Below are 23,637 nucleotides of genomic sequence, written 5' to 3'. Positions count from 1 at the left end.
TAATAACTTTGCGCCTTAAAATTTAGAGCATGTTAAATATTCACAACCTCTCTGTTTCGTTTCAGGGAGAATATCTATTTGAGGAAGTTACGTTTAGACTGGGTGAAGGAGATCGGGTAGGATTAGTGGGTAAAAATGGAGCCGGTAAATCTACGATGCTACGTATAATTTCACGTGAGCAAGAATACGACACCGGCCAGATCGCTACAGATAAAGACATTCAGATAGGTTTCTTAAAACAGGATATAGATTTTGTAGAGGGACGTACCGTTCTTGAAGAATCTTATGAAGCTTTTGAACTTATTAAAAAGCTTGAGGCGCGTCTTGAAGAGATAAATATTGAATTAGCAGAGCGTACAGATTACGAGAGTAATTATTATCACGACTTAATGGTTGAACTTAATGAAGTTCAACATCAATATGAAATTCACGGCGGGTATAGCTATCAGGGAGAGACAGAGCGTATCTTGATGGGGCTTGGTTTTAGTAGAGAAGATTTTAATAAAATTACAGATACATTTTCTGGAGGATGGCGTATGCGAATTGAGCTGGCTAAATTATTACTTCAAAATAATGATGTTTTATTACTTGATGAGCCTACAAACCACTTAGATATTGAATCTATTATTTGGCTTGAAAGTTTTCTACGCAACTATCAGGGGGCTGTTGTAATCGTATCTCACGATAAAATGTTTTTAGATAATGTAACAAATCGTACGATAGAGATTTCGCTGGGTAAAATATACGATTACCCTAAACCCTATTCGCAATATTTAGTTTTACGTCAGGAAATGCGCGAACAACAAATGGCTGCGCAGAAAAATCAACAAAAGGAAATAGAACATACAGAAAAGCTAATATCTAAATTTAAGGCAAAAGCTTCTAAAGCAACTATGGCACAGTCTTTAGTTAAGAAGCTTAACCGTATGGATGTAATTGAGGTCGACGAAGATGATAATAGTGTGATGACCCTTAATTTTCCTGTGTCTGTAGTGCCGGGTAAGGTGGTTGTTGAGGCAGAAGGGATTAAGAAAAGTTATGGCGATAAGCATGTTTTACAAGGAATAGATCTTTTAATAGAGCGCGACAGTAAAACGGCTTTTGTAGGTCAAAATGGCCAGGGAAAATCAACTCTTGCAAAAATAATTGTTGATGAGATCAAGTATGAAGGAAGGTTAAAACTGGGGCATAATGTGCAAATAGGATATTTTGCGCAAAACCAGGCAGATCACCTTGACGGAAGCAAAACTGTACTCGACACGATGATTGATGCTGCAAATGAAAAAAATAGAAGTAAAGTACGCGATATTCTGGGTTCATTTCTTTTTAGAGGAGAGGAGGTAGAAAAATACGTGCGTGTACTATCTGGAGGGGAGCGTAACCGTTTAGCGCTTGCTAAATTAATGTTGCAACCCTTTAATGTTTTGGTGATGGATGAACCTACAAACCATCTTGATATCAAATCTAAAAACGTTTTAAAGGATGCCCTTAAGAATTTTCAGGGTACTTTATTGCTGGTTTCTCACGATAGAGATTTCTTACAAGGTCTAACATCTACCGTTTACGAATTTAAAGACCATAAGATAAAAGAGTATTTAGGAGATATTGATTATTACTTAGAGAAACGCGCTGTAGAAAACTTAAGAGATTTAGAGAAAAAAGATCCTAAGGTTAAAGTAAAAGAAGCAGCCCCTAAGGTTGAATATAAAGATCAAAAAAAAGTAAAGTCACTTAATAACCAACTTAGTAATATTGAGTCTGAAGTGAATAAGCTGGAGCGTGAAATTAAAATAATGGATCAGGAGCTTGCTGCAGACTATGCTAAAACCAGTTCTAAGCCAGACTTTTTTAAAAGATACGAGGCTAAGAAGAAAAAAATTGAAGAGCTTACTTCAAAATGGGGTGAAGTGACCGAAGAACTAGAGCTTTATAATTAGCACTTTATTTATATTAAATTTAACAAACTAGAAGACTAAGTACAGGTATTTTTGCAGCTTATGGTTGTTTCTTAAAAAATACTTAATGCTTAAAGCTGTACGTCTGATATTAGGTTTAGTAATACTTGGTGTCGCAATTGCGATTGGGTATTCAATTGCTAACCGGGATAAAGATATTCCTGTTAAAGTTGACAAAGTTGTTAAAACGGTTTTTGTTGAAGAAGTTAAAAATGATACCGTTCCTATAGTTATACCGGCTAATGGAAATTTAGTTGCAAAAAACCGACTGGAGCTTTATGCAGAAGTTCAGGGGATTTTTAGATCAAGCGCTCACGATTTTAAAGTGGGCCAGTCGTATACTAGAGGTGAGACCCTTTTAAATCTTGATTCTTCAGAATACTATGCTTCGGTACAAGCCGCCAAGAGTGAATTGTACAATCTGGTAACTTCAATAATGCCAGATTTACGATTAGATTATCCAGAGATTTTTCAGAAATGGCAAACCTATCTTAATGGTTTTGACATCAATAAATCAACGCCGCAATTACCCGAAACAGATTCTCAAAAAGAACGCTACTTTATTACAGGTAGAGGTCTTTACTCTTCATACTACAACGTAAAAAACCTGGAGCAGCGGCTAGGTAAATACCGCATTACTGCCCCATTCTCAGGAATTTTAACAGAGGCGCCGGTAAATAAAGGTACGCTGGTACGTCCTGGTCAAAAACTGGGTGAATTTATAGATACTTCAGTTTACGAACTTGAAGTAGCGATAGGCAAAAAGTTTAGCGATCTTTTAACGATAGGTGAGAAAGTTGCTTTAACAACAGTTGACGGGACTAAAGAATACACCGGTAAAGTAGTACGTGTAAATGGTAGAGTTGATCAAACCACGCAAACGATAAAGGTGTTTATTGAGATTGCCGGGGCAGATTCTTTAAAAGAAGGTATGTTTCTTCAGGCAAATTTAGAAGCCAAAGATGAGCCAGATGCAATAAGTATTCCGCGTCAGTTATTAGTAGATAACTCACAGATTTATGTTATACGTGATGGACTACTTGATCTAATAGATGTAAATCCCGTCTATTTTTCAGATAAAGAAGTTATTATTAAAGGAGTTCCAGATGGGACTCAATATCTTTCTAAGAGTGTTCCCGGTGCTTATGCCGGAATGCGCGTGAAGATTTATGAGGAAAATCAAACTACAGGAAATACGGAATAGGTTTTATGAAAAAATTAATTAGTTATTTCATAAAATACAGTGTAGCCGTCAATGTGGTTATTATGGCTTTTGTGATTTTTGGAATCATCGGAGTTTTGAGGATGAAATCTTCATTTTTCCCTTTAATAGATTCACAAATAATCACGATTAACGTTACGTATCCCGGTGCTTCTCCGCAAGAAATAGAAGAAGGTATTATTCTTAAAATTGAGGATAATCTTAAAGGTCTTGTAGGCATAGATCGTGTGACATCTACATCTAGAGAAAACGGTGGTAACGTTACGATAGAGATTGATCAGGATGAAGATATTAATGTCATTCTTGCTGAAGTAAAAAATGCCGTTGATCGCGTACCCAGTTTTCCTACGGGGATGGAGCCTCTGGTTGTCGCTAAGCAGGAAGCAATACGACAGACTATAGGTTTTGCGGTGAGTGGAGAAACCATAGATCTTGCTACCTTAAAGCAAATTGCACGAACTATTGAATATGATTTACGGGCGATGGATGGAATATCGCAGATAGAAATAAGCGGTTATCCTGATGAAGAAATTGAAATTGCTGTACGCGAAAATGATTTACTGGCGTATGGACTTACCTTTACTGAAGTTGCGCAGGCAGTTTCCAGAGCAAATATTCTTACCACCGGAGGAAACATTAAAACGGAAAAAGAAGATTATCTTATAAGGGCAAACAACAGATCGTATTACGGCGATGATCTTAATAATCTCATTGTACGTGCAAATAATGACGGATCGCTCATAAGACTTAACGATGTGGCAGTAATTAGAGATCGTTTCTCAGAGACGCCTAATGCATCTTATTTTAACGGGAATCTTGCGGTTAATGTTGAGATAAGTAATACTAACAATGAAGACCTGCTTACAACTGCAGAACAGGTTAAAGTTTATATTGAAGATTTTAATGCAAAATACGATGCAGTACATATAGATATTACCTCAGATTCTTCAATACGTCTGGAGCAGCGTACAAATTTACTGTTAGTAAATGGCGCAGAAGGTATTCTTCTGGTAATCTTATTTTTGTCTTTTTTCTTAAATACGCGTCTTGCATTCTGGGTAGCAGCAGGGATTCCCGTAGCATTTTTAGGAATGTTTATATTTGCCGGAAGCTTTGGTGTAACAATTAATGTATTGTCTCTTTTTGGGATGATTATCGTTATAGGTATTCTGGTTGATGACGGTATTGTGATTTCAGAAAATATCTATCAGCATTATGAGATGGGTAAAACACCCATTAGAGCCGCAATTGATGGTACTGTAGAGGTTATTCCACCTATTATTTCAGCAATTATAACCACGGTTTTAGCATTCTCAACCTTCTTATTTCTCGACAGTAGAATAGGGGAGTTTTTTGGAGAAGTTTCTACGGTCGTGATTCTTACACTTGTAGTATCTCTCGTGGAAGCTTTAATTATTTTACCGGCGCATATTGCACACAGTAAAGCTTTAGTACGTGAGTCTGAATTAGATATTGCTAAGAAAACGGGAATTCAAAAGTTTATGTACAAACTGCGCTATTTCAATAAGAAAGGCGATCAGTTTATGAGTTATATGCGGGACAAAATTTACACGCCTGCACTTCGGTTTACACTTACAAACCAGCTTATTTCGTTTTGTATAATTGCCGCTTTACTTATTGTCACTGTGGGTTCAATTATGGGAAGTGTGATAGGTGTGACTATTTTTCCAAGTATTGCGAGTGATACAGTTTCTATAGAATTGTTAATGCCTGAAGGTACAAACCCACAGCGTACAGATAGTATTATCACAATGGTAGAGAAAGCTGCCTGGCGTGTAAATGAAGACTATACAAACAAGCAAACCGATAATTTACAGGTTGTTGAAAATATCATTAAGCGTGTGGGACCTGGAAACAATAAGGCTTCTCTACGCATAAATTTATTGCCCGGGGAGTTTAGAGACTTTTCTTCTCCAGATATAACAAACTCCATTCGGGATGAAGTAGGAGAAGTGTTTGGCGTAGAGCGTTTAACTTTTGGTTCTGGAGGTAATTTTGGCGGAAGCCCTATATCTATTTCTCTATTAGGAAATAATACTGAAGAATTAGAAGCAGCTAAAGACGAGTTGCGGGCTAGTCTCGAGAATAATGCATTGCTGCGCGATGTGGTTGATACAGACCCTGAGGGAATTAAAGAAATACAAATTGTATTAAAGGAAACAGCTTATTCTTTAGGACTTAATTTAAGCAGTGTGATGACGCAGGTGCGTAGTGGTTTTTTTGGAACGCAGGCGCAACGTTTTCAACGCGGGCAAGATGAGATACGCGTTTGGGTGCGTTATGATCGCAGTGATCGTAGCAGTCTAAATGATCTTGATGATATGCGTATTGTTACTCCTACCGGAGAGCGTATTCCGCTGAGTGAGATAGCGACTTATACTATTTCTAGAGGTGATGAATCTATTAGTCACTTAGAAGGACAACGTGAAATACAGGTTAATGCAGATATGGCAGACCCTAACGGAAGCACTACAGATATACTTGCTGAAATTAAGGCAACGGTAATACCCGATATTTTATCAAAATATCCAACCTTATCAGTTTCTTACGAGGGTCAAAATAGAGAGGCAGAAAAGCTAAGCAATTCTGCAAACGAGGTAATTTGGGTTATTTTATTCCTTATTTATGCAACTATCGCATTCACCTTCCGCAGTTACAGTCAGCCGTTTTTACTGTTGTTTATGATTCCTTTTAGTGTGATAGGTGTTGCCTGGGGGCATTATATTCACGGTTTTCCGATAAATGTACTTTCTGCTCTGGGTATTATTGCTTTAATAGGTATTATGGTAAACGATGGTTTGGTTCTCATAGGTAAACTCAACGGTTTTCTCAAAGAAGGGATGAAGTTTGAAGATGCTATTTTTGAAGCAGGCCGTTCTCGTTTTAGAGCGATCTTCCTGACCAGTATAACAACTATTGCAGGTCTTGCTCCTTTACTTCTTGAGAAGAGCCGTCAGGCACAGTTTTTAAAGCCTATGGCAATTTCTATTTCTTATGGTATCGCCATCGCAACTTTATTAACCTTATTAATGCTTCCGTTATTATTGTCTATTTCAAACTGGATTAAAACGAAATCAGTTTGGGTAAAAACAGGAGAGGAGCCCAGTAGAGAAGATGTTGAACGTGCAATTAAAGAATTAAAAGAGGAAGATGAAGAGCATTAATTCACGAGTAAATAGAATATTAGATGTTAGTAGAGTAAAACTATTAAAGGGGCAAATGGGAAGCAGATATGGTATGCTTTTAGGGCTTATAATCTGTTGCAATATTTCATTAGCACAACAAGTCGTTAAACCTTCAGAAGCTGTTACTCTAGCCTTGAAGCATAATTATGGCATACAAATCGCCAATAATAATGTTGAGATCGCAGAGAACAATCAGGATATTTTAAACTCAGGATATTTGCCAATCTTAACAGGTTTGGCAGGTGCGTCTATTGATCGTCAAAATTCAGAAGGACAATTAGCAAATGGTGATACCAGAATTGCCGAAGGTGCAGAAACCAGACGATATAATGCATCTATAAATTTAGATTATGTTTTGTTTGATGGTTTAGGACGTTACTATGACTACAAACGCCTAAAGCAAGAATATAATTTATCGGAATTACAAGCCAGAGAGACAATTGAAAATACAACTGTACAATTATTATCAGTTTATTATAACGTGGCTCAGCTAAGCGAAAATTTAAAGTCGCTCATGGAAACTATTGAAATTTCAAAAGACCGATTATTACGAAGCGAATTTCAATTTGAATATGGTCAAAACACAAAGCTCAATGTATTGAATGCACGTGTTGATATTAATAATGATAGTATCAGTATAATTTCGGCAAAGCAAAATTTAATAAATGCGAAACGTGATTTAAACGTTGTTACAGGTAATACTATCAAAAATACATTTGAAGTCGATACGACCGTTGCATTTTTAATTCACTTAAATAAGTCAGATTTACTATTAAACATGTTGAACAATAATGTAACAATAGTTCAAAATGAAAAGAATATTGCCATTAATGAATTTACACTTAAAGCAAGCAAATCCGGCTATTTGCCTACAGTAGGTCTAACGGGTTCGTATGGTTGGAATGAGTCTAGCAATAATAGTCCATTAGCCTTTTTACTTCAAAATACAACCACTGGATTTTCGGCTGGGGTTAATTTAACCTGGAATTTATTTGATGGCGGAGGCACGATTACAAGAGTTAAGAATGCTAAAATTGTTTTAGAAAACCAAAAGCTTCAAAAAGAGCAATTAAAAATTGATATAGAACGTAATTTTAATAATTCTTGGGACGATTATCAAAACAAACTTAGAATCTTTGAAGTTCAGGAAGATAATATTGTCACAGCAAAAAATAATTTTGAACGTACTAAAGAGAAATTCAATTTAGGTCAGGTCACTTCTATAGAATTTAGGCAAGCACAACTCAATTTGTTAAATGCTGAATTAAGTAGGAGTCAAGCCAAGTATGATGCTAAAATTGCAGAGATTTTAGTACTTCAAATTAGCGGCGAAATTCTAAATGTGGAACTATAAGTAATTATGATGGAAGAGCATTTTTTTCAATGTCCGTATTGCTGGGAAGAAATCTCGATGTTATTAGACGTTTCAGTGCGGCATCAGATTTATGTTGAAGATTGTGAAGTATGTTGCAATCCTATAGAGCTAACGGTGGGTTATGAAGATGGTGAGCTTGTGACATTTTCTGCGCAAAGTATAGAGCAATAGCAGTAATTATAAAAATTTGTAGCGGTTGGGGTATTGTATTTTTTATACAATTCAATCCTAAAATTTAAGAATACTGCCTTTATTTGGAGGAAAGCTAAGCTTACTGTTCTAAAAATTGCTATTTGCTAAGGTCTTTCTAACCTGAAAATTAGATACACATTACTATATCTTTATTATTATATTTGCATAAAATTCCCCCTCAGTGCTTTTAAATTTTAGTTTTTCTGATAATGCAATTGGTTACATTGTAGAAGGTACCATGAATTACGATGCAATTAGTGAATTGAAGCAGGCAATTCTAAAAATGTTTGAAGAGCACGAAACTATAAATCTTTACTTAGAAGACAATAATATTAATCGTTTTACACTTGATGCGGTTTTTATTGCAAGTATATTCCCAATGCAGCATAGCCACAGGTTAAACAAGGTTGCAATGGTAACAAATCGTAAGTGGATACACGCAATAACTAATGTCAATAAGTCTATACTGGGCAAAGATTTCAAAAATTTTACTATAGATCGTCGTTTAGAAGCTATAGAATGGATTGCTTCAAATTAATCTAATACAGTAACTGTTTTTAGCATTCCATCTTTTAAATTAATCCAGAGGTAATTAAAAAAAGATTTGTTTTGATTTCGGGTAACGTCACCTGAGCCCTCCTTAAAGCCTTGATCTTCCCGCTTACTTGTGTTAGAAATAAAAATATTAGCAATTGTTGATGCTAACCATTTTTTCTTTTTCTTTTCTTGATTTAGAATATTTACTTTAAAGTCGTCATATGTCATTTGCATGTCTATATGAGAATTATAGTCATTACCGGTAATAGTAAAATATGTGTGCGCAATATTCCCTTGCATTTCAACGCCAAGGTTAGGTGAGGTAAAGCCATCTAGATTTTTTACGGGAAGCTTACTTAAACTACCCACTAGATAAAATTTATCTTGCTTGTTTTGTACATCAAATTCCCAGTCGAGAGTCATAGGGCTTTGTTTCATAAAAATAGCCTTTATAGCTATTTTAGTTTTTTTCTCGTGTTCTTTGTAGGTGTTACCAATGTTAGTAAGGTTAGCTTGCAGGTTTTTAAAATTTATAGATCCTGACTTTGAACCTTGATTTACTTTCTCCGTATAGATTATAGAGCCATTTTTAATTTTTAAAGAATCTACCATTAAATCAAACTTTAGATCACGTAACATTTTTGAGTACAAAGGTTTTGTGCTAAAATCATCTGCAAGAAGTTTATCTCTGTAAAGGTTGAGCGCAGGCTCCTCAAGCAAGATTAATGGCGTGTTTATATAGAACCTGCCAGAGCGTTCTCCGTATCTTAGAGAATCAATGCTAATTTTTTTAATTAACAGATTTACGTGATCTCGTTCTTTACTAATACTATTACTTAATTGCTTGCGCGAAACTGCTGTTTTAAGCTGTGTATTGGTCATTTGTAATGAGGAGCCATCCCAGTGCACGTTTTGAACAGTAAGCTCATCAAAATCATTTATTTGGTAATATAGCGAGTCGTAACTAAGGCTAATGCGCTCGTAATTAAAAGGTCTTGTAATGGTTTCTGTAATAGTAGGGGTAATGTTTTGTAGGTTTAGATTAAAGTGGGCCGTTTTAAGTAGTATGTCTTCTGTTTCTGGTTTTAAAATTTGGATATAATTAGTCACCAGCTCAAACTCCTCAATATGAAAGGTGCCATTTATGTTTTCAGCCTTAATAGGATTTGTGCTTGTACTGTCTTTAGAAAACTTCTTTGTTTCTTTTTTTACCTGCTTATAATGAGAAAGGCTATCTGCAAGAATGGTAATTTTTTTAAAATGAATATTCTTGTTTCTAAAATAATCCCAGTGATCTAATCCTTTTAACATTACGGTAGCATTGTTTACTTTACTACGAGGCATAGAATCATTAGCAATTATACTTACAGTAGCGTTTTTCATACTGGCATTGCCACCCCAACTGTCAATATTTAAATCTTCGTAGGTAAGATTTATTGTGGAGGGCAAATCATTTTTTATAATCTGCTGAAGTTGGTTCTTTAGATAGCTATTGAGAAAAATTGCGGCCACGCCTAGAAGGCTAAAAAAGACGAAAAGAGAAATTAGTATTTTTTTCATGAAGATTAAAGGTATCTATATTTCAGGCTATTAATGTTAGTGAAATTATAATTTTAATGCGGAATGAAAATATTTTCAAAAAGCCCTTGTGAGAACCAAAGAAGTGTTCTATATTTGCCGTCCAATATCGCGGGATAGAGCAGTAGGTAGCTCGTCGGGCTCATAACCCGAAGGTCACTGGTTCGAGTCCAGTTCCCGCTACTAGCAAAGACAAGGCTTCACAGAAATGTGAAGCCTTTTTTGATTATATCATTTTGCTTTAATACTAAGTTTTAAATTGATTCTATTTAATCTAAAATCAGATAGTTAATGATCTGTATCAAGTACTAATTATAAGTAAGAGTTTTTGTCTGAGATTCTTGTTTAAATCTTAAATAATATAAACTATATAGACTTGCTTCTTTTTAAAATAGGAGTCGTTTAAAAGTGCAAAAAGAAAAGGCTATCTAAATGATAGCCTTTTTAAGGTTGTAACGCTATTCGGTTTTAATTAAAACCAATAGTCTCTAAGCCTTGATGGCTAATCTTAATTGCTTCTAGAGGTGTGTGGTTAAAAGTTTGATCTTGTTCTACAAAGTAATATTGCATCCCAGACTTTTCTTTTTCAGCAAGAATACGTTTAAAGTCAATTTTACCTTCACCTACAGGAGCAAATTTTCCTTCGTCATCCATATCCTTCACATGCCATAATTTAAATCTGCCAGGATACTTTTCAAAATAAGCGACAGGGTCTGCACCTGTCTTAGTCACCCAATACAGGTCCATTTGAAAGTTAACATATTCAGAGTTAGTGTTTTCAAGCAAGTAATCAATAGGTACTATTCCATTCTCATTTTTTTTGAATTCAAAATCATGATTGTGATATAGCAATTGTAACCCGGCAGCATTACACTGCTCCCCGAGAGTATTTAGAATTTTTGTGAGCTCCTCAACAGTACCTGTCATACCCATTGTCATTGTTTCCTGATCAAAAGTAAACATACCCATAGGAGGTACAGGAATAACAAAATATTGAAAACCTGCTGCTTTTACATCTGCAATCATCTGTTCTGCATTTTCTAAAGTTACAGAACCCTGATGTGTACTTACCGGTTTTAAATTAATACCCTCACAAAATGATTTAAAATCCTGCGGAGTCATCGTGTAAAATTTTCCCTCTTCATAGCCGGCTGCTTCAATATATGCATAACCGTCTCCTGCGACTGTTTGTAAGGTTGTTTCTGCATTTTCTGTCATTGCATCACGCAATGTATAAAGTGCTAAACCACCAAATTGTGCTGTTTTAATTGAATCCTGGCTTACTACTTCAACTTCATCGCTGCTGTCTTTTTTCTTTTGATCACCGCAAGAAAATAACAAAACGGAAGCTAATGCAAGTCCTGCAAGTTTTACATTTTTAAATTGAAAAGGTTGTATTTTCATAAATATCTAATTTGTTTACATTTTAAAATTAAGTTTTTCTAATTACTATAGATGATAAATTACTTACTTAATACGTATTGAGTTTTTAATTATACAAACGAGTAACCTGAGATTGTGATTTAATTTAAGGCTAAAATACATTGTATGTATTCAAATACTTAATTAGCTTTACTTTCTTTAAGGGATATTAACTCAGTTGGTTCAGAGTGTCACGTCGACAACGTGGAAGTCATTGGTTCGAATCCAATATATCCCACATAAAAGAGGGTTTTATCTTCAGATAAAACCCTCTTTTAATTCTTTTGTATAGTAGATTAATTATTTAAAAGATCTAAGATACCTTCTAGCTTCATCCCTCTTGAACCTTTAATTAAAATAGTCGCCTGCGGAAGCAAATAGGAAATTTCAGCAGGAAGTCCTTTTTCTTCAAGATCCTTTATATTTTTATATTGGTGGTTTTTAGTTTTTATTTTTTTAAAATTTTCACCAAGAAAAACAACATTTTCCAGGTCTAAATTACGTGCTAAATCAGCAATATATTGATGTTCTTCTACTGCGCTTTCTCCCAGTTCAAACATATCTCCTAAAAATGCAATTTTAGATTTTGCTTCTAAACCGGCAAAATTGTTTAATGCAGCTTCCATACTTGAAGGATTTGCATTGTAGGCATCTAGAATGATTGTCTGTTCTTCCCGCTCAATGATCTGAGATCTGTTATTAGAGGGAATATAAGATTCAATAGCATTTATAATATCTTCGGTATTTATTTTAAAGTAGCAGCCTATTGCAGCAGCGGCCGCAATATTTATCGTGTTGTACTGGCCTATTAAATTGCTTTTGAGATGTTGATTGTTCAAAATTAAGGAAGCAAATGGGTTTGCTGTTTCATACCTAAAATGCACGTCAGAACCTTCAGATTGACTAAATGTGTAGCTATGTGTTTGGCCTGTTTTACTCTTTTGAATAGGATCATCGAGGTTTAAAAACAAGGTTCCTTTGTGTCCTATAAGGTACGTGTAAAGTTCGCTCTTACCTTTAACTACACCTGCAACGCCGCCAAAACCTTCTAGATGGGCTTTGCCAAAGTTTGTTATATAACCAAAATCTGGAGCTGCAATTTCTGTTAGTTGTTCAATCTCGCCAATGTGATTTGCACCCATTTCTACTATCCCAAACTCAGTATCTGAAGTCATAGATAACAGGGTTAAAGGCACACCTATATGGTTGTTTAAATTGCCCTGGGTAGCAACTGTCTTAAATTTTTTAGAAAGAACGGAGTTAATTAATTCTTTTGTTGTGGTTTTACCATTACTCCCTGTTAAGGCCAATATAGGAATGTCTAAGTGCTTTCTATGTATGTGTGCAAGGTCCTGAAGTGTTTTAAGCGCATCTGCTACTAGAATTATTCGGTTATTATCTGACGCATAATCTTTGTCGTCAATAATCGCATATGATGCTCCGTATTCTAGAGCTTCTACCGCATAGGTGTTACCGTTAAAATTATCTCCTTTTAAGGCAAAGAAGATCGTATCTCGTTTTATTTTGCGAGTGTCTGTGGTAACCCCTTTACTTTTTAAAAATAAGGAGTGAATATCATTTATTTCCATAGTAATCAGTTAAAAAAAATGCCCAAAGCTAGAAAGCTGAGGGCATTAATAATTAATACTTTATGTTAGTACCGTAGATCTAAAATTAGTTTCTAGGTGTTTTATTTTTAGTAGCTTTTGATCCTACTCGTGACATCGCATTTCTAAAGCCAATATCATCTGTAGCCATAGATTGTGGTAAGTATCTGCGTTGTGCAGGATCTAACCAGTATTCTCTGTCTCTCCAGGATCCACCTTTATATACACGAACCTCGTCATCTATTAAAGTAGTACGATCATTTGCTTTATCGTATTCTTTATTCAAACCATTTTCTCCTGCTGATATTTTGTTAATAGGAGAATCATACATTCTGTCATTTGTAGATTCTGAGTCTGAGAAACTTTGGTAATATCGAGAAGACTGTTTGTCACCATCTCTAAAATTACGGTTGTCACTTTCAGAAAATTGAGTTCTTAAATAGGTATCGTCATCGTTAACAGGAACCTGTAAAATTTCTCCAGGTAGGTTACGTGCAATAATTTTACCATTATCAAGGGTGTCAAAAACGATATCTGCAGTTGTAAGTACTTTAACAGTACCATCTTCATTAATAGCGTTTTTAGTGTAGACGTTACCACGGTAGTAGTTAAAATCATTGTACTCATCATCTACAATAGGTCTGTATACGTCAGCTACCCATTCTGAAACGTTTCCGGCCATATCATACAAGCCATAATCGTTAGGAGCATACGATTTAATCTCTGCAGTAATATCTGCATTGTCATCAGACCAACCTGCGATACCGCCGTAATCACCATCTCCTTGTTTAAAGTTAGCTAATTGATCACCCCGTGTCTTGCGATTACCAGAACGTGTGTAAGCACCATCCCAAGGATATTTTTTTCTACCACGGTAAACGTTATATTCTCTTATTCCTACAAGTCCTAAAGCGGCATATTCCCATTCTGCTTCGGTAGGTAGACGATATTTTGTAGTAGAAATAATACCATCTTTCATTTGTACATAAATGTCTTTTGCCTCAGGGCTTCCTCCGGGATTATTCGGGTTTGCTTTTGGAGTATTTGCTTTCTCACGCTGTGCAGAAGCTCTTCCTCCTCGAATTACATCATCTTGACCGCCATAAGTTAAACTCGGAGATTGTAAGTAGGTGTAAGTGTCAAATGTAGACTCTGCATCTACATTGTATTTCGCTCCTTTTTGAGTGTAACCTTCCTGTTCTAACACAAATTCGTTATAACGGTTTGTTCTCCAGGTACCGAATTCTACAGCTTGTATCCAGCTAACTCCTACTACAGGGTATCTGGCATAAGCAGGGTGACGTAGATAATTCTCTGTCATTGTCTCGTTAAAACCAAGACGGTTACGCCACACTAAAGTATCTGGTAAAGCGCCGTAGTAGATATTACGGTAATTTGCTTCTTCTGGAGGGAATACCTTTTTTAGGTAATCAAGGTATTCGAGATACATAAGGTTAGTTACCTCGGTCTCATCCATATAGAAAGATTGTACGTGTTGTTGATTTGGAGTATTATTCCAATCGTGCATCACATCATCCTGAACCTGACCCATTGTGAAGGTACCGCCCTCAATAAATACTAAACCGGGAGCAGCTTCCTGCTCTTTATAGTCTGTATTGGCTTGAAAACCGCCATCTCTGTCATTAATACTCCAGCCTGTGGCTCTAGAGCTGTTTTTGTAGTCTTTGCCTTTGCCTCCGCAGCTTGATAGTAATACTGCAACAAGGCTGAAGCTGAGCGATTTAAGCACAAGATTCCTATTCATAGGTGTAAATTCTTTAAGCAAAATTTGGGACTGCAATATAATATAAAGCAGTCAAATTGCAATAAAATTATAAGTTATGCAAATACTAAGTCAATTAATACAGTGAGTTAGCTCCTTTCAAACGAAAAATCGTGCTGTTTAGTATATCTAATACACTAAAATGAATTATGTTAGATTTCTTACTTATTTTGCAAAGCCTTGTAAATTACCCAATGAGAACTTTTAAACTGAATGTCGTTTTGCTTTTTGCATTTTGTGCTGTGTTTGCGCAGAATAAAGAGTTTGTTATAAACTGGAGCGAATCTGTAAATATTTCTACTCAAGCAAGGCCAAGATTTGTACCTGGTTTTGAGCCTGAATTTTTCAGTTATTCATCTGTTAGAGGAATTAAATATCATAATAGATGGAAAATGAATGTGGGTACGTCTCCAGCTTCAGTGAATTTTATTCCACTTTCAACAAAAATTATAAGCAAGCAAGATTTAAAGGATTTAGATATAAATACGATCACTGAAGACTTTCAGTTTAAGTCAGGCATTTCTACTGCTCGGGGAGAAACATATTTTGAATTTGATTTTTTTCCTATATTTTACGAGAATAAGATTTTAAAACGTGTTGAGTCGTTTAGAATTGAATATAGTGAAAAACGTCTTAAATCAAATCGTTCTGCAGTTCTACAAGAAACTAAAAATTCTGTGCTTGCTTCTGGAGCTATTTATAAATTTTATGTAGAAAAAACCGGAATTTATAAACTCGATAAAAGTTTTCTGGAGTCATTGGGAATGAATGTTAATGCAATCAATCCGCAGAATTTGAAAATTTATGGAAACGGTGGTGCTATGTTGCCCTTACGTAATGCAGATAATTTGTTGTTTGACCCACAGGAAAATACCATTAAGGTTGTAGGAGAAGATGATTCCCGTTTTGATGATACAGACTATATATTGTTTTATGCCGAAGGCCCACAGGGTTTCAATGCTGAAAGCTTGACGCATATTAATGCCTATACAGATAAAACTTCTTATTTTATTACCGCTTCTGGAGGTTCTGGTTTGCGGGTAAAAGAAATGCAACAACCTGCTGCGAATGCAGATGTTGTGATTAACACATTTGATGATTACCAATACCACGAGTTAGACGAGCAAAATTTACTCAATCTCGGCAGACGCTGGTTTGGGGAGCGTTTTGATATTGAAAATGAACAAAGTTTTAAGTTTAATTTTCCGAATAGAGTTGCAACAACCCCAGTAAATCTTAAGGTTTATACTGCTGCAATTTCAGAATCGCCTACGTTTTTTACGGTGAGTCTAAATGGAAATGCGGTTTCTACACTTAATATATTACCCATAAATGAATCTATTTTAGCGCGTGATGCCACCTATGATAGTTTTTTAACTCCTGTCTCAAATCCGCCTGTCCTTGTAAATGGAGATCAATTGAATCTAACGCTTAACTATAATAACAACGGCAATCCTTCGGGGACGGGGTTTCTAGATTTTATAGCGATAGGAGCAGAGCGAAGATTAGCAGGAACCGGAGTGCAATTGGCTTTTTCAAAGAATAGCACGGCAAGTACATTAGGAGTAGGTCGCTTTGAATTAAGTAATGCTTCCGAATTTTCTGAAATTTGGGATGTTACTAATAAAACAGCCATAACTTCAGTAGTAAATGCAGAAAGCGCTTCAAATTTTAGTTTTAAGGCGCAGCTGGGTGTACAGCATAAGTATGTAGCGCTTAACCCTCAGGATTTTTATCTTCCGCTACGCGAAAATGGAAATTCGTTAGTGCAAAATCAAAATATTAAAGGCACGATCTTTCAGGGTAGTGGTGGTTTTCGAGATGTAGATTATTTAATAGTTACATCAGAACTCTTACGGCCGCAGGCAGAGCGTTTAGCAACTCATAACAGAAATTATAGAAATTTAAATGTTAAAGTACTCACGCTTGATGCGATTTATAACGAGTTTAATTCTGGAAATGCAGATATAGGAGCCATACGTAATTTAGTACGCTATGTGTATGATAATGCTTCCTCAGTAGATACCCGTCTTAAATATTTATGCCTTTTTGGGGATACTTCTTTTGATTATAAAGATCGTATTGCTAATAATAACAATATAGTCCCCACATTTAATACGTATTACAGCTTCTCACAGTCGCAGTCGTATATGAGCGATGATTATTTTGGTTCACTAGATCTTAACGAGGGAGTTATTGAGAATGGAAGTCCTGCTGGTAATGGCGGAGCAGATCGTCTTGATGTGGCGGTGGGAAGAATTTTAGCAGATACACCACAACTTGCAAATGCTGTTGTTGATAAAATAATACGATACGATTCACAGGCCGCTTTAGGAAGATGGCGCAATAATTTTGTTTTAGTAAGTGATGATGTTGATTTACCCTGGGAATTTGCAGAATTAGAATCTACAATTGATGCCCTTGGAGATCAGATTCAGGTAGAGAAACCATTTATAAATGTAAAAAAAATACACAGTGACAGTTATCAGCAGCAGTCATCAGCTGGTGGCAACAGATATCCCGAGGTTAATGAGGCGATCTCAAACGAACTAGAGGTAGGTGCATTGGTTATGGCGTATTTAGGGCATGGTGGCGAAAATACGCTGGCTTCAGAATTTATTTTTACACGTGAGAATGCTAAGAATTTAAATAATACAGATAAGCTTCCGGTAATTGTAACGGTAACGTGTGAGTTTACCCGTTTTGATAATCCTAATCGTACGGCGGCGGGAGAAGAATTATTCTGGAACTCTGATGGTGGAGCGGTGGGCCTTGTAGCAACTACACGAGAAATTTCAGTAAGGTTGGGTGTTGCATTTAACAGGCAACTTACTTCAGACCTATTTTCCTTTGGTACAAATGAAATAAAAAGTGTTGCCGAAAATCTGAGAGAGACTAAAAATCAAATAAATGACGATAACCGCCGGGTGATTTTTTATATAGGAGACCCTGCGATGAAATTAGCTTTTGCTAAGCCTAACATTAGACTTACGACGATAAATGATATTCCGGTAACGCAGCAGACAGACACCTTGAAGGCCTTGAGTCGTATAAAGATGAGCGGGGAGGTGGTTGACGTTTCGGGCAATCGTATAGAAGATTACACCGGTGATCTGGCAACTACTATTTATGACAAGTATGTAAACAGGCAGACACTGGGTAATGACGGTACAACAGATGAAGCCGGAAATTTATTAATTCTAGATTTTAAAACATTAGGGGCTATTTTATACAGAGGGCAGGCGAGTGTGAAGAACGGAATGTTTACGTTTAATTTTGTGGTTCCTAAAGATGCTGCAATACCCTTGGGAAATGGGCGGGTTAATTTTTACAGCAAACGTGATGGAGTTTTAGAGGATCAGGCAGGTGTAGATCAACGAATACTTGTAGGTGGCTTAAATGAGAATGCGCCTGAAGACAATGAGGGGCCTTTGATTAATTTGTATATGAATGATGAAGGCTTTGTAAATGGGGGCATTACAAATACATCACCTACACTTTTAGTTAAGTTAGAAGATATAAATGGTATCAATACCGCAAGCGGAATAGGACATGATTTAATAGCGATTTTAGATGGAGACGAAGAAAACCCCATCATACTCAATGATTTTTATGAGAGTGATACAGATAACTTTAATTTAGGTAGAGCGCTGCGTAAACTTAGAGATTTAGAGCCTGGACTGCATACCGTTACGGTTATAGCCTGGGATACCTATAACAATTCATCAACAGCAGATTTACAATTTATTGTTGCGGGTGATGATGAATTGAAATTAGAAAATATACTTAATTATCCCAATCCTTTTGTAAACTATACAGAGTTTTGGTTTAACCATAACAGACCTTATGAACCACTAGAAGTACAGGTTCAGATTTTTACAATTTCGGGTAAAGTTGTTAAGACGATAAATCAAATCGTGAGCACAACTGGATTTTTATCTAGAGAACTCACGTGGGATGGTCTAGATGATTTCGGACAAAAAATAGGAAAAGGCGTTTATGTGTATAAGATTACCGTTAAATCTACGTTAACGAATAAGAAGGTTGAAAAATTTGAGAAATTAGTCATCCTATAAGCATTTAATATATATTTGTCAAAAAGCGCCACTTTAATGAATAAACTTCTACCTTTTTTACTTGTTTTAGTAAGTGTTTTACCTGCCGCAGCACAAGATGTTGAAGGTCGCCCTATTACCACGGGCGTTCCTTTTTTAGCGATTGCGGCAGATGCACGCTCTGCCGGTATGGGAGATCAAGGTGTTGCTTCAAGTCCTGACGCGTACTCACAACAATGGAATCCTGCTAAATATGCTTTTATAGAAACGCAACAGGGCGTTGGGTTTAATTATACACCCTACTTAAGTCAATTAGTGAACGACATATTTTTAGGGCAGATTACCTATTATAACCGGTTTAGTGATCGTAGCGCTTTTGCAGGGAGTCTGCGTTATTTTAGTCTTGGAGAAATAGAGGCTGTAGATAATGAGGCGCAAATAGATAATCCTTTAATTTTAAGCCCTAATGAGTTTACATTAGATATTTCTTATGCACTGCGTTTAGGAGACCGTTTTTCTATGGCCGTTGCAGGACGTTATTTAAGAAGTAATTTAAAACTGCAGGTACAGGATGAAGATGCGAGTGCTGCTGGTTCTCTAGGTGTTGATATAGCGGGATATTATCAATCTGAGCAAATCTCTTACAATGATTTTGATGGCAGATGGCGCGGTGGTTTTAATATCTCTAACATAGGTCCTAAAATCAAATATGACGATGCAGGGCAGGAAAATTTTATACCTACAAACTTAAGACTGGGAGGTGGGTTTGATTTTATATTAGATCCTTATAATACAGTTGCTGTAGGACTCGAATTTAATAAATTACTCGTTCCTTCTCCTCAGGATTTTAATGGTGATGGAGTTATAGACGGCACTGATAATTCAGAATATCAAACTATAGGCTTTTTTGAAGGTGTTTTTCAATCTTTTGGAGATGCACCTAACGGAATAAGCGAAGAGCTTAAAGAGGTTACATGGTCTTTAGGAGCAGAATATAATTATGATAATGTATTTGCTTTTAGAGCAGGTTATTTTAATGAAAGCGATTTAAAAGGAGCTCGTAAATTTGCAACCTTAGGTTTAGGCTTTAGATATACTGCAGTTGATATTGATGTTTCCTACCTCTTTTCTACAACTCAGGTGCGCAATCCTTTAGAAAATACATTACGTTTTGGTATAACCTTCAGTTTTGGAGATGAATATTCTGAGTATTAGTATGTATTCTCTAATCCGCTTGCTCTAATTAATATTTGAATATAGCAATAGTGTAGGCTACTTTAAATTTATAGATGAAAAAAATACAGATTCAATCTGAACTTGATGTTTATGATGATCTTTCAGAATTGCCGAAAGATGCGCACGAATTAATGCTCGCGGCGTTTGATGCTAGAGATGCAGCATATGCACCTTACTCCCAATTTCACGTAGGCGCAGCGATTTTGTTAGATAACGGTGAGGTTATAAAAGGGAATAATCAAGAAAATGCAGCCTATCCTTCTGGCCTTTGTGCAGAACGTACGGCAATATATTATGCGGGGGCAAATTATCCCAATGCTGTTATTAAAATGATGGCCATTTCAGCAAAAGCAAAAAATAAAGAGACATTAACACCTATTCCTCCTTGTGGTTCTTGTAGACAGGCTATTGCAGAATATGAGGTAAAGCAAAAACAGCCTATAGAGATCTTTTTTATGGGAGAACGCGGTAGTGTATTTAAAAGTGATTCGCTACAAAATCTTCTACCATTACTTTTTACACAGGAGTACCTGTAATATAGTATAAAATAGTACTTAAGGAGTCTTAATACGATCTGCTTTTCAATATTAAAAGAGTAGTGTTTTTTTTAGAGAAAGACTTTCTCTCTTCCTTTTGAATATACTATTTTTGTTATTCGTCAAATTAAGACGAGCTGGTGTATAGATAAACCCATATTTAATGAAAGAAATCACAAAAGAAGTATACCTGAACTGGTATGAAGAGATGTCCTTCTGGCGCAAGTTTGAAGATAAATTAGCTCAAGTCTATATTCAACAAAAGGTAAGAGGGTTCTTGCACTTATATAATGGTCAGGAAGCTATTCTTGCAGGTGCATTGCATGCAATGGACCTTACAAAAGATAAAATGATTACTGCATATCGTAATCACGTGCAGCCTATAGGTATGGGAGAAGATCCTAAACGTGTAATGGCAGAACTGTATGGTAAAAAAACCGGTACCTCTATGGGGTTAGGTGGTTCTATGCACATATTTTCTAAAGAATTTCGTTTTTACGGAGGTCACGGTATCGTAGGGGGGCAAATTCCATTAGGAGCGGGTCTTGCTTTTGGAGATAAATACTTTAAGCGTGATGCGGTAACCTTAACGTTCTTCGGAGATGGTGCGGCGCGTCAGGGTTCTTTACATGAGACGTTTAATATGGCGATGAACTGGAAACTTCCGGTTGTATTTTGTGTAGAGAATAACGGGTATGCAATGGGAACTTCAGTAAAGCGTACTGCCAATCACGAAGATATCTGGAAATTGGGATTGGGTTACGAGATGCCTTGTGGTCCTGTTGATGCGATGAATCCTGTTGCTGTGGCAGAAGCTTTTGATGAGGCGATAGCAAGAGCACGACGTGGAGATGGTCCTACATTTTTGGAACTTAAGACATATCGTTACAGAGGTCACTCTATGAGTGATGCTCAAAAGTATAGAACTAAAGATGAGGTTGCAGAATATCAAAAAATTGACCCGATTACTCAGGTTAAGGATATTTTGTTAGAGAAAAAATATGCAACTGAAGAAGAATTAAAAGAGATAGATAAGCGCGTAAAGAAACGAGTTGCAGAGTGTGAGAAATTTGCTGAAGAAAGTGAATTTCCAGATAAATCAATTATGTACGATGTTGTTTACGAGCAGGAAGATTATCCATTTTTAGCACATAAACCAGTATAATAGTATGGCAGAAGTAATAAAAATGCCTCGCCTTAGTGATACAATGGAAGAAGGAACCGTTGCATCCTGGCTTAAGAAAGTAGGTGATAAAGTAGAAGAAGGCGATATACTTGCAGAAATTGAGACCGATAAAGCTACTATGGAGTTTGAGTCTTTTTACGAAGGCACGCTACTTCATATAGGTATTCAAGAGGGAGAGACTGCTAATGTAGATGCTCTTTTAGCAATTATAGGTGAAGAAGGAGAAGATATTTCAGGATTGATTGACGGAAGCTCTGATTCTGAATCAGCGTCTAAATCTGATTCTAAAGAAGTAAATGCCGACGACTCTAAAGAGGAAGAAGAAGAAGAAACTCAGGATTCTAATGATGATGCAGAAGAAGAATCATCTGATAATATTGAAAGTTCTGATATTCCAGAAGGCGTTGAGGTTATTTCTATGCCTCGATTGAGTGATACAATGGAGGAAGGTACTGTTGCTTCCTGGTTGAAAAAAGTAGGTGATAAAGTAGAGGAAGGCGACATACTTGCAGAAATCGAAACTGATAAAGCAACGATGGAGTTTGAGTCCTTTTACAAAGGTACTTTGCTACATATAGGTATACAAGAAGGGGAAACTGCAAAGGTTGATGCCTTACTTGCTATTATAGGTGAAGAGGGTACAGATGTTTCCGGTATTATAAACGGTAATAAAAGCGGATCAGCTAAAAAAGAAATTTCTAAAAAAGAGGCGCCTAAGAAGGAAGAATCTAAGAAAGAAGCACCTAAACAAGAAGAATCTAAAAAAGAAGCTCCTAAGAAAGAGGAATCTAAAAAAGAAGCTCCAAAACCTCAAAATTCATCATCTGCAGATGGTCGTGTTTTTGCATCTCCTTTAGCTAAAAAATTAGCAGAAGAAAAAGGTGTAGATATTTCTAAAGTATCAGGTAGTGGAGAAAACGGTAGAGTAGTGCGTAAGGATGTGGAGAATTATTCTCCTGCAGCCACAGGAGCCAGCGTTCAGCAGTTTGTTGCAACCGGTGAAGAAAGCTATGAAGACGTTAGTAATTCTCAAATGCGTAAAGCGATTGCAAAATCTCTTGGTAAATCTAAATTTACAGCACCGCATTATTACTTAAATGTAGAGTTTAATATGGAGAATATGATTGCTTTTCGCAGTCAGTTCAATCAATTGCCAGATACTAAGGTTTCTTATAATGATATGATTATTAAAGCGGTTTCTATCGCCTTAAAGCAGCATCCTCAAGTAAATTCGCAGTGGTTTGATGATAAGATGCGTTTAAATAAACATGTACATATAGGTGTTGCAGTAGCAGTACCAGACGGTCTTGTGGTTCCTGTAGTAGAATTTGCTAATGAAAAATCATTACAGCAAATAAATGCAGAGGTAAAAGAGCTTGCCGGTAAAGCACGTAACAAAAAGTTGAAGCCCGAAGAAATGCAGGGTAGTACATTTACGATCTCTAACCTGGGTATGTTTGGCATTACAAACTTCACTTCAATAATAAATCAACCCAATTCAGCAATACTTTCTGTGGGCGCAATTATTGAAAAGCCAGTGGTTAAAGAGGGTAAAATTGTAGTGGGTAACACGATGACCTTATCTATGGCTTGTGATCACCGTACTGTAGATGGTGCTACTGGTGCTCAATTTTTACAGACTTTAAAAATGTATATTGAAAATCCTATTTTAATGTTGACCTAATACGTTGACAGTTTACAAATAGATTATAATTTAAAATCCCGTCAATACCTGATGGGATTTTTT

General features: G+C 36.2%; 15 protein-coding genes and 2 tRNA genes. 13 read left to right on the top strand and 4 right to left on the bottom strand.

Annotation, left to right across the window (positions count from 1 at the left end):
* Positions 1-29 precede the first annotated feature (29 nt).
* The 6 genes from ACEN25_RS07990 to ACEN25_RS07965 all read left to right on the top strand — a co-directional run bounded on the left by ACEN25_RS07990 (position 30) and on the right by ACEN25_RS07965 (position 8,488).
* Complete coding sequence (locus tag ACEN25_RS07990) at positions 30-1,937, top strand: ABC-F family ATP-binding cassette domain-containing protein (protein WP_441802446.1); 1,908 nt, start codon at positions 30-32, stop codon at positions 1,935-1,937.
* An 85-nt stretch (positions 1,938-2,022) separates the two neighbouring features.
* Positions 2,023-3,159 (top strand): efflux RND transporter periplasmic adaptor subunit, encoded by a 1,137-nt coding sequence (locus ACEN25_RS07985; protein WP_441802445.1) that lies wholly within the window; start codon positions 2,023-2,025, stop codon positions 3,157-3,159.
* A gap of 5 nt (positions 3,160-3,164) precedes the next feature.
* The gene (locus ACEN25_RS07980) at positions 3,165-6,362 is read left to right on the top strand and encodes an efflux RND transporter permease subunit (RefSeq protein WP_441802444.1); all 3,198 of its coding nucleotides are present in this window, start codon (positions 3,165-3,167) and stop codon (positions 6,360-6,362) included.
* Entirely contained in the window at positions 6,349-7,737 is a 1,389-nt protein-coding gene (locus tag ACEN25_RS07975; RefSeq protein ID WP_441802443.1) for a TolC family protein, read from the top strand. The genes ACEN25_RS07980 and ACEN25_RS07975 overlap by 14 nt, the downstream gene beginning before the upstream one ends.
* Before the next feature lie 9 nt (positions 7,738-7,746).
* Positions 7,747-7,929, top strand: coding sequence for a CPXCG motif-containing cysteine-rich protein (locus ACEN25_RS07970; protein ID WP_441802442.1), 183 nt, complete (start codon positions 7,747-7,749; stop codon positions 7,927-7,929).
* Positions 7,930-8,131: 202 nt separating this feature from the next.
* Positions 8,132-8,488 (top strand): STAS/SEC14 domain-containing protein, encoded by a 357-nt coding sequence (locus ACEN25_RS07965; protein ID WP_028376412.1) that lies wholly within the window; start codon positions 8,132-8,134, stop codon positions 8,486-8,488.
* On the opposite strand, the gene ACEN25_RS07960 is transcribed toward ACEN25_RS07965, so the two are convergent.
* Positions 8,485-10,047 (bottom strand): hypothetical protein, encoded by a 1,563-nt coding sequence (locus ACEN25_RS07960; RefSeq protein WP_441802441.1) that lies wholly within the window; start codon positions 10,045-10,047, stop codon positions 8,485-8,487. The two genes, ACEN25_RS07965 and ACEN25_RS07960, sit on opposite strands and share 4 nt — an antisense overlap.
* Before the next feature lie 128 nt (positions 10,048-10,175).
* Here ACEN25_RS07960 and ACEN25_RS07955 point away from each other — a divergent pair.
* Positions 10,176-10,248 (top strand) — tRNA-Met (locus tag ACEN25_RS07955).
* 285 nt (positions 10,249-10,533) lie between these two features.
* Here ACEN25_RS07955 and ACEN25_RS07950 read toward each other — a convergent pair.
* The gene (locus tag ACEN25_RS07950; protein WP_441802440.1) at positions 10,534-11,469 is read right to left on the bottom strand and encodes a sugar phosphate isomerase/epimerase family protein; all 936 of its coding nucleotides are present in this window, start codon (positions 11,467-11,469) and stop codon (positions 10,534-10,536) included.
* Between the two features lie 181 nt (positions 11,470-11,650).
* Here ACEN25_RS07950 and ACEN25_RS07945 point away from each other — a divergent pair.
* Positions 11,651-11,725, top strand: a tRNA-Val gene (locus ACEN25_RS07945).
* A 58-nt stretch (positions 11,726-11,783) separates the two neighbouring features.
* Here the strand turns inward: ACEN25_RS07945 and ACEN25_RS07940 are convergent.
* Together ACEN25_RS07940 and gldJ are read right to left on the bottom strand one after the other, a co-directional pair.
* Positions 11,784-13,076 (bottom strand): UDP-N-acetylmuramoyl-tripeptide--D-alanyl-D-alanine ligase, encoded by a 1,293-nt coding sequence (locus ACEN25_RS07940; RefSeq protein ID WP_441802439.1) that lies wholly within the window; start codon positions 13,074-13,076, stop codon positions 11,784-11,786.
* Positions 13,077-13,161: 85 nt separating this feature from the next.
* Positions 13,162-14,859: a gliding motility lipoprotein GldJ gene (gldJ, locus tag ACEN25_RS07935; protein WP_028376403.1), complete on the bottom strand. Its 1,698-nt coding sequence runs from the start codon at positions 14,857-14,859 to the stop codon at positions 13,162-13,164.
* A gap of 167 nt (positions 14,860-15,026) precedes the next feature.
* Between gldJ and porU the strand changes: the two genes are divergently transcribed.
* From porU to ACEN25_RS07910, 5 genes are all read left to right on the top strand, one after another.
* Positions 15,027-18,953 carry a type IX secretion system sortase PorU gene (gene porU / locus ACEN25_RS07930; RefSeq protein ID WP_441802438.1) on the top strand — a complete coding sequence of 1,309 codons (3,927 nt, stop codon included), beginning with the start codon at positions 15,027-15,029 and terminating at the stop codon, positions 18,951-18,953.
* Between the two features lie 36 nt (positions 18,954-18,989).
* A complete protein-coding gene (porV, locus tag ACEN25_RS07925) occupies positions 18,990-20,147 on the top strand; it encodes a type IX secretion system outer membrane channel protein PorV (protein WP_028376401.1) in 1,158 nt (385 codons plus the stop codon).
* Between the two features lie 74 nt (positions 20,148-20,221).
* Positions 20,222-20,704: a cytidine deaminase gene (locus ACEN25_RS07920; protein ID WP_441802437.1), complete on the top strand. Its 483-nt coding sequence runs from the start codon at positions 20,222-20,224 to the stop codon at positions 20,702-20,704.
* A 163-nt stretch (positions 20,705-20,867) separates the two neighbouring features.
* Entirely contained in the window at positions 20,868-21,869 is a 1,002-nt protein-coding gene (gene pdhA / locus ACEN25_RS07915) for a pyruvate dehydrogenase (acetyl-transferring) E1 component subunit alpha (RefSeq protein ID WP_028376399.1), read from the top strand.
* A gap of 4 nt (positions 21,870-21,873) precedes the next feature.
* Complete coding sequence (locus ACEN25_RS07910; protein WP_441802436.1) at positions 21,874-23,574, top strand: pyruvate dehydrogenase complex dihydrolipoamide acetyltransferase; 1,701 nt, start codon at positions 21,874-21,876, stop codon at positions 23,572-23,574.
* The last annotated feature ends 63 nt before the right edge of the window (positions 23,575-23,637 follow it).

It is taken from the genome of Leeuwenhoekiella sp. W20_SRS_FM14 (assembly GCF_052119605.1).
In the GTDB taxonomy this organism is placed as follows: Bacteria; Bacteroidota; Bacteroidia; order Flavobacteriales; family Flavobacteriaceae; genus Leeuwenhoekiella.
This window is presented reverse-complemented; position numbering and strand designations above follow the sequence as displayed.

Excerpts from the sequence above, each read along its gene's own strand:
- ACEN25_RS07990 (WP_441802446.1), top strand. The coding sequence starts at position 30 with ATGTTAAATATTCACAACCTCTCTGTTTCGTTTCAGGGAGAATATCTA.
- ACEN25_RS07985 (WP_441802445.1), top strand. The coding sequence starts at position 2,023 with ATGCTTAAAGCTGTACGTCTGATATTAGGTTTAGTAATACTTGGTGTC.
- ACEN25_RS07980 (WP_441802444.1), top strand. The coding sequence starts at position 3,165 with ATGAAAAAATTAATTAGTTATTTCATAAAATACAGTGTAGCCGTCAAT.
- ACEN25_RS07975 (WP_441802443.1), top strand. The coding sequence starts at position 6,349 with ATGAAGAGCATTAATTCACGAGTAAATAGAATATTAGATGTTAGTAGA.
- ACEN25_RS07970 (WP_441802442.1), top strand. The coding sequence starts at position 7,747 with ATGGAAGAGCATTTTTTTCAATGTCCGTATTGCTGGGAAGAAATCTCG.
- ACEN25_RS07960 (WP_441802441.1), bottom strand. The coding sequence starts at position 10,047 with ATGAAAAAAATACTAATTTCTCTTTTCGTCTTTTTTAGCCTTCTAGGC.
- ACEN25_RS07950 (WP_441802440.1), bottom strand. The coding sequence starts at position 11,469 with ATGAAAATACAACCTTTTCAATTTAAAAATGTAAAACTTGCAGGACTT.
- ACEN25_RS07940 (WP_441802439.1), bottom strand. The coding sequence starts at position 13,076 with ATGGAAATAAATGATATTCACTCCTTATTTTTAAAAAGTAAAGGGGTT.
- gldJ (WP_028376403.1), bottom strand. The coding sequence starts at position 14,859 with ATGAATAGGAATCTTGTGCTTAAATCGCTCAGCTTCAGCCTTGTTGCA.
- porU (WP_441802438.1), top strand. The coding sequence starts at position 15,027 with ATGTTAGATTTCTTACTTATTTTGCAAAGCCTTGTAAATTACCCAATG.
- porV (WP_028376401.1), top strand. The coding sequence starts at position 18,990 with ATGAATAAACTTCTACCTTTTTTACTTGTTTTAGTAAGTGTTTTACCT.
- ACEN25_RS07920 (WP_441802437.1), top strand. The coding sequence starts at position 20,222 with ATGAAAAAAATACAGATTCAATCTGAACTTGATGTTTATGATGATCTT.
- pdhA (WP_028376399.1), top strand. The coding sequence starts at position 20,868 with ATGAAAGAAATCACAAAAGAAGTATACCTGAACTGGTATGAAGAGATG.
- ACEN25_RS07910 (WP_441802436.1), top strand. The coding sequence starts at position 21,874 with ATGGCAGAAGTAATAAAAATGCCTCGCCTTAGTGATACAATGGAAGAA.